Annotated in this window: 8 protein-coding genes; 4 read left to right on the forward strand and 4 right to left on the reverse strand. The window is 65.2% G+C overall.

The window, feature by feature from the left end:
* From QM672_RS32450 to nudC, 3 genes are all read left to right on the forward strand, one after another.
* Positions 1–1,401 (forward strand): biotin/lipoyl-containing protein (locus QM672_RS32450; protein WP_415087369.1); only part of this gene is annotated, 1,401 nt, incomplete at its 5' end.
* A 307-nt stretch (positions 1,402–1,708) separates the two neighbouring features.
* On the forward strand, positions 1,709–2,125 hold the full coding sequence (locus tag QM672_RS32455) for an HIT family protein (protein ID WP_311943793.1): 417 nt from the start codon (positions 1,709–1,711) through the stop codon (positions 2,123–2,125).
* 23 nt (positions 2,126–2,148) lie between these two features.
* Positions 2,149–3,105 carry an NAD(+) diphosphatase gene (gene nudC, locus QM672_RS32460; protein WP_415087370.1) on the forward strand — a complete coding sequence of 319 codons (957 nt, stop codon included), beginning with the start codon at positions 2,149–2,151 and terminating at the stop codon, positions 3,103–3,105.
* Positions 3,106–3,194: 89 nt separating this feature from the next.
* Here nudC and QM672_RS32465 read toward each other — a convergent pair whose 3' ends face one another.
* Both QM672_RS32465 and QM672_RS32470 read right to left on the reverse strand, forming a co-directional pair.
* Positions 3,195–4,058: a prephenate dehydratase gene (locus tag QM672_RS32465; protein ID WP_367625571.1), complete on the reverse strand. Its 864-nt coding sequence runs from the start codon at positions 4,056–4,058 to the stop codon at positions 3,195–3,197.
* Between the two features lie 3 nt (positions 4,059–4,061).
* A complete protein-coding gene (locus QM672_RS32470) occupies positions 4,062–4,796 on the reverse strand; it encodes a 3-deoxy-manno-octulosonate cytidylyltransferase (protein ID WP_311943800.1) in 735 nt (244 codons plus the stop codon).
* Positions 4,797–5,011: 215 nt separating this feature from the next.
* On the opposite strand from QM672_RS32470, the gene QM672_RS32475 reads away from it, so the two are divergent.
* The gene (locus tag QM672_RS32475) at positions 5,012–5,566 is read left to right on the forward strand and encodes a c-type cytochrome (RefSeq protein WP_311943803.1); all 555 of its coding nucleotides are present in this window, start codon (positions 5,012–5,014) and stop codon (positions 5,564–5,566) included.
* A 152-nt stretch (positions 5,567–5,718) separates the two neighbouring features.
* Here QM672_RS32475 and QM672_RS32480 read toward each other — a convergent pair whose 3' ends face one another.
* Positions 5,719–6,255: a thioesterase family protein gene (locus QM672_RS32480; protein WP_415087371.1), complete on the reverse strand. Its 537-nt coding sequence runs from the start codon at positions 6,253–6,255 to the stop codon at positions 5,719–5,721.
* Positions 6,252–6,736: 3-keto-5-aminohexanoate cleavage protein (locus QM672_RS32485; protein ID WP_415087372.1), on the reverse strand; the 485-nt coding region annotated here is incomplete at its 5' end. The genes QM672_RS32485 and QM672_RS32480, both read right to left, overlap by 4 nt.

The following is a 6,736-nucleotide window of genomic DNA, read 5'->3' on the forward strand; positions in this document are numbered from 1 at the left end:
ATACTCGACCCGGCGCGCGCCAAGTACGACCTCAAATACTATCTCGGCCTTGCCAAGGAGCTGGAGGCCGCCGGGGCGCACATCATCGCCGTCAAGGACATGGCTGGCCTGCTGAAGCCGTCGGCCGCGCGCGTGCTGTTCAAGGCGCTGCGGGAATCCACCGACCTGCCGATCCACTTCCATACGCATGACACGTCGGGCCTGTCGGCGGCGACCGTGCTGGCGGCGGTGGAAAGCGGCGTCGACGCCATCGACGCGGCGATGGACTCCTTCTCCGGCAACACCTCGCAGCCCTGCCTGGGCTCGATCGTCGAGGCGTTGAAGGGCACGGAGCGCGATCCCGGCCTAGACCCGCAATGGATCCGCCGCATCTCGTTCTATTGGGAAGCGGTGCGCAACCAGTACGCCGCTTTCGAAAGCGACCTCAAGGGGCCGGCCTCGGAGGTCTACCTGCACGAGATGCCCGGCGGCCAGTTCACCAACCTCAAGGAGCAGGCGCGCTCCCTGGGCCTGGAAACGCGGTGGCACGAGGTGGCGAAGGCCTACCGCACCGCCAACGACATGTTCGGAGACATCGTCAAGGTCACGCCGTCCTCCAAGGTGGTGGGCGACATGGCGCTGATGATGGTGGCGCAGGGCCTCACCCCCGAGGATGTCGCCGATCCCGCCCGCGAGGTGGCCTTCCCGGCCTCCGTCGTCGAGATGATGCGCGGCGATCTCGGCCAGCCCGAAGGCGGCTGGCCGGCCGCTTTGCAGAAGAAGATCCTCAAGGAGGGCGCGCCGATCACCGTGCGCCCCGGCTCGCTGCTGCCGCCGGCCGACATTCCGGCGCTGAAGGCGGAGGCGGAGAAGAAGATCGGCCGCGCCGTCGAGGGCAACGAGATCTCCTCCTACCTGATGTATCCCAAGGTCTTCACCGACTATGCCGTCACCGCCCGCAAATACGGGCCGGTCTCGGTGCTGCCGACGGCGACCTATTTCTACGGCATGGTGCCGGGCGACGAGCTCACCATCGAGATCGAGCGCGGCAAGGCCTTGGTGATTCGCCTGCAGACGATGGGCGAGACCGACGAGGAGGGCCAGGTCCGCGTCTTCTTCGAGCTCAACGGCCAGCCGCGCATCATCCGGGTGCCCAATCGCCTGGCGGCAGGCAGCGTCAAGGCGCGCCGCAAGGCCGAGGACGGCAACGAGGCCCATATCGCGGCACCGATGCCGGGCGCCATTTCCACCGTGGCGGTGAAGCCGGGGCAGGCGGTGAAGGCCGGCGACGTGCTCCTGACCATCGAGGCGATGAAGATGGAGACGGCGCTCCATGCGCCCCAGGACGGCAAGATCGCCGAAATACTGGTCTCTCCGGGTGCCCAGATCGATGCCAAGGACCTGTTGATGGTGATGGGGTAAGAAGCGGGCCAGACGGCCATGAGTTGTTGGACGCGACGCCAGCCGTTCCTTCGCCCCGTTCTTACGGGGAGAAGGTAAGGATGAGGGGCGGCTCGCCGTTGCAAATTGATCGCATGGCTTAGCCCCTCACCTCCATCCTCTCCCCGTAAGAACGGGGAGAGGGGGCGCAAGTGTTGTGCCTTATTCTTACCTGTGTCATCTCGCCCACCCCTTACTTCTGGTGCCGATAAGCATTTCGTCCGCCCTTGGAACCGCCATGCTCTGGGGATAGAAATGGCGGACAAGTCCTCCCATTGCGCGAATCGCCATGCCCCCCGCCTTCACCCTGCATCCCCAGCTCGCCGGGGACTCCCTTCCCATCGGCGACCTCACCCTCTCGCATCTGCGCCTGTCCAACGATGCCGGCTTTCCCTGGCTGATCCTCATCCCCAAACGGGCCGACATCAGTGAGATCATCGAGCTCGACGAGGCGGACAGGGTGGTACTCATGCAGGAGATCGCCGCGGTTTCGCAGGCCTTGAAGACTCTCACGGGCTGCGACAAGCTCAATGTCGCGGCTCTCGGCAACATGGTGCCGCAGCTTCATGTCCACGTCATCGCACGCTTCAAAGGCGATCCCGCCTGGCCGAAACCCATCTGGGGCCAGGTGCCGGCCCGGCCCTATGCCGAGGCTGTCGCCGCCGATTTGATTAGCCAGCTTCGTACATTGCTCCCGATTTCATGAAGATCTTGCCGGAAGACATTGCCATGAGCCTGCATACCCTGTTCGACCGTTCCGCCGCCATCGCCTATTCGCTCAATCCGCTCGATCGCGCCTCCGGCCAGCGCGAGGACGAAGCCTTCGTTGCCGACAAGCTGGCACACTCGTCCTGCCGCTTCTTCGCCTTTTCCGGTGACATCCCGCTCCTGCGCATCCGCGACGGTGCCCACGAGGCCCTGTTCGATCGCGAGGAGATCGAGTCCTTCAAAGATAGTCGGCAAATCATATTCCTGGGTCTGCAGCCGGATGGCAGCGCCGTCTTCGCCCGGGCTTTCGACAAGGGGCTGATCGACGATCTTGCCTGGCGCCCGGACGTGGAGGCGATGGATCTGCGCTCCCTCGCCATGCGCGGGCTGGTGGCGCCCGAGATCCTCGGAGAGCTCTCCACCGCGAAGGAAGTGCTGGACTGGCACCAGCGCCATCGCTTCTGCGCCAATTGCGGCCAGGAGACCCGGATCACCGCCAGCGGCTGGCGGCGCGATTGCGCCAATTGCAACACCCAGCATTTTCCCCGCGTCGACCCGGTGGTGATCATGCTGGCCATCGATGGCGAGCGCTGCCTGATGGGCCGGCAGACCCGCTTTCCCGAGAAGATGTATTCGGCGCTGGCCGGCTTCCTGGAGCCGGGCGAGACCATCGAGGACGCGGTGCGCCGGGAGATCCTGGAGGAGTCCGGCATCGCCTGCTCGCATGTGCGTTATTTCGCCTCCCAGCCCTGGCCCTTCCCCTCCTCGCTGATGGTGGGCTGCTTTGCCCGCGCCACCGGCCGCGACATCAATGTCGATATCAAGGAACTGGAGGATGCGCGCTGGTTCACGCGCGAGGAGGTGGTGCAGATGCTGCTCGACGAGCATCCCGCCGGCTTCAACGCCCCCAAGCCGATGGCGATCGCTCATCACCTCCTGAAGGAATTCGCGGAGAAGGGCGGCGCCGTGGTGCCGTAGAAAACCTGGGACCGCCGGCTTCCAGCCGGCTCTTGGAAGCGATGCGCGTTATGAGAAGAGCCGGCTGGAAGCCGGCGGTCCCAGGGATATTACTCTGCCGGCGGGGCGTGGTCGTCGCGGGCCGGATCGGCCGGAAACACACCGAAGATGCGCATCTTGGTCGAGAAGAAGCCGAGTTCCTCCAAGGCGCGCTTGAGGTTCTTCTCCTCGGGATGGCCGTCGACCTCGGCATAGAACTGGGTGGCGGAGAAATGCCCGCCGACCATGTAGCTCTCCAGCTTGGTCATGTTGATGCCGTTGGTGGCGAAGCCGCCCATCGCTTTGTAGAGCGCGGCCGGCAGGTTGCGCACCGTGAAGATCAGCGAGGTCACCGTCGGCCCCTGGCCGACCGGCACCCAGTCGGGCTCGCGCGACAGCACCACGAAGCGGGTGGTGTTGTAGGGCTCGTCCTCGACATCGGGCTTGAGGATATCGAGGCCGTAGATCTCCGCGGCCAAAGTGGAGGCGAGGGCGGCCTTGCCCGGGTCCTGCCAGTCGCGCACCAGCCGGGCGGCGCCGGCGGTGTCGCTTTCGGTCACCGGCGTGAGGCCGAGCCCGCGCATGGTGATGCGGCACTGGCCGAGGGCCTGGGGATGGCTGTGCACCGTGCGGATGGTCTTGAGGCTCGCACTCGGGACGGCCATGAGCTGGTGGTGGATCGGCAGGAAATATTCGCCGATGATATGCAGGTCCGAGGTCGGCAGGAGATGGTGGATGTCGGCGACGCGCCCGGCCACCGAGTTCTCGATCGGGATCATGGCGAGGTCCGCTTCCCCGGAGGATACCGCATTGAAGGCGTCCTCGAAGGTCGGGCAGGGCAGCGCCTCCGCATCGGGATAGACATTGTTGCAGGCGATATGGGAATTGGCCCCGGGCTCGCCCTGGAACGAAACTTTCAGCTTGGACTCAGTCATACGCTAGGTTCTTTCGAGAATTTGGCGGGCGCGATCGAGGTCTTCCTGCGTGTCCACACCTAGCGGCACGGCAGGGACGACCGCAACATCGATGCGCATGCCCGCTTCCAAGGCCCGCAGCTGTTCGAGGCGCTCGCGCTGCTCCAGGGGGGCAGGAGGCAGGGTGACGAAACGCTCCAGCGCGGCCCGGCGATAGGCGTAGAGGCCGATGTGGTGAAAGAGCTCGCCCTCGCCCCAGGGCGCGGTGGCACGGGTAAAATACAGCGCCCGTAGCACGCCGGGCTCGATCGGCGTGCCCACCACCTTCACCACGCTGGAATTGGTCTTCTCCTCCTCGCGCGTGATCACCGCGGCGAGGGTGGCGATATCCACAGCCTCGTTGGAGAGCGGGCCGAACACGGCGCGGATGGTCTCCGGCTCGATGGTCGGCAGGTCGCCCTGGACATTGATGATGGTGTCGTGCCGGCCCTCGGGGTCGATGGCGCTCAAAGCCTCGTAAATGCGATCGGAGCCGGTGGGATGGTCGGGCCGCGTCATCACCGCTTCGCCGCCGGCGGCGCGGATCGCCTCGGCCACCTCGGCCGTATCGGTGGCGACCACCGCCCGGCCCAGGCGCGATTCGCAGGCCCGGCGCCAGACATGCACGATCATCGCTTCGCCTGCGATCGGGGCGAGCGGTTTGCCCGGCAGGCGGGTCGAGGCCATGCGAGCGGGGATCAGGATGAGGGGATGGGACAAGGACAACAGCCTCTGAACAGCCGCTTCCGGAGCGGGGCGGCGAAAAGTAGCAAGCGCGCGCGATTTATACGAGTTGCAAACTACCGGTCAAACCGGATAGAGGGTCCCATGCGGTTTGCCGCTTGACAGAGCGGCTACCGGAGTTTGTGTTTGAGGCTATAGGTGCGGGGGCATCTTGTGCCTTTCGTCAGATTGATCTCGAGTCGGAGCCGGGGATGAGTTCGTCGTCATCGTTTGAACTGAACAAGATTGCCGGCGCAGTCCTGGGCACGCTGATGCTGACCTTGGGACTCAGCATCGTCGCCGAGGAGATTTTCAAGCAGGAAAAACCGGAGAAGGCTGGCTACGAACTCGCCGACGCTGCGCCTGCCGCCACGGCCGAGGCGCCTGCCGCCTCCCAGGATCCGCCCCTGGCCGAGCTGGTCGCCAAGGCTTCGGTTGAAAAGGGCGCCGCCATCTTCAAGAAGTGCGCGGCCTGCCACACCGACGACCAGAGCGGCAAGAACGGCGTGGGCCCGAACCTGTTCGGCGTGATCGGCGGCCCGAAGGGCCATAAGTCGGACTTCGCCTATTCCGATGCCATCAAGGCGCTGCACGACAAGGGCGAGACCTGGACGCCGGACGATTTCTACCACTTCATCAAGAGCCCGCAGGCCTTCGCCAAGGGCACCAAGATGTCCTTCGCCGGCCTGCCCAAGCCGCAGGATCGCGCCGACATCCTGGCTTATCTCAATTCCAAGAGCGACAAGCCGATCGATCTGCCGAAGTAAGCAGCGGCGCTCCTGTCAGAAATACCGAAGCCGGGCTCTGTGCCCGGCTTTTTGCTGTGATGTGATCTCGATCTCTCCGAATGAGCCGCGATCAGCCTTCTCCCGCAAGGGGAGAAGGCGGGTCGCGTCTTGCTGGGATGGGCGTGCAGCCCCTATTTCCGCCGGATGCCCAGCGGTACGCCCACGGTGGCTTGCACCGGCAAGTCGGCATGGGCCTTGGCGATCGCCTCGATCCGCTCGACGATTTCGGGCGGGAAGGGCGAGGAGCGTCCGGCCTGCATGTCGACATGCACCAGGATCTGCTCGGCAGTGGCGAGCACCTCGCCGCTGGCCTCGTTGGTCATGGCATGAAAGATATGCAGGCGCTTGGCGTCGTGGTCGATGAGCTGCAGCGTCAGCGCCAGGGGATCGCCGATATGGGCCTCGCGCAGGTTCCGGATCCGCGTTTCCATGGTGTAGATCGAGGAGCCTGCGGCACGGTAGGCCTCGTCGACGCCGATCATGCGGAAAAAGGCGTCCGAGGAATCCCCGAACACCAGCAGGAAGGCGCTCTCGGTCATGTGGTCGTTATAGTCGGCCCAGGCCTCGACCACCGGCGTGCGGTGCAAGGCCAAAGGGGCCGGGATCGGCTTGGCCCGATCCCAACCCTCGAAGGGCCTGCCCTCGTTGGGCGTGGTGACCCGACTCATTTCTGCTTCTTGAGGCCGAGCTTGTCGCGTGCTTCCGCTGGGGTAAGCGCTCGTCCGCCCAGGCGCTCGATGACTTCCTTGGCCCGGGCCGTGAGCGACTGGTTGGTCGCGTGCACGCCGCGGTCGAGCCAGATATTGTCCTCCAGGCCGACGCGGACATTGCCGCCCAGCAGCATGGACTGGGCCACGAAGGGCATCTGCATGCGGCCGATGGCGAAGGCGGCCCAGTTGGCGCCCGGCGGCAGGTGGTTGCGCATCGCGACCATGGTCTCGGTGGTGGCTTCCGCGCCCCAGGGAATGCCGAGGCAGAGCTGGAACATCGGCGGGGCATCGATCAGGCCGCGCTTGATCAGGTCCTTGGCCTGCCAGATATGGCCGAGTTCGAAGCACTCGATTTCGGGCTTTACGCCAACGGCCTGGATGCGTTCGGCCATTTCGCGCAGCGTCTCGCCGGTGGCCATGAACAGGCCGTCGCCGAAAT

The organism is Labrys sp. (in: a-proteobacteria) (genome assembly GCF_047605565.1).
Taxonomy (GTDB): Bacteria; Pseudomonadota; Alphaproteobacteria; order Rhizobiales; family Labraceae; genus Labrys; species Labrys neptuniae.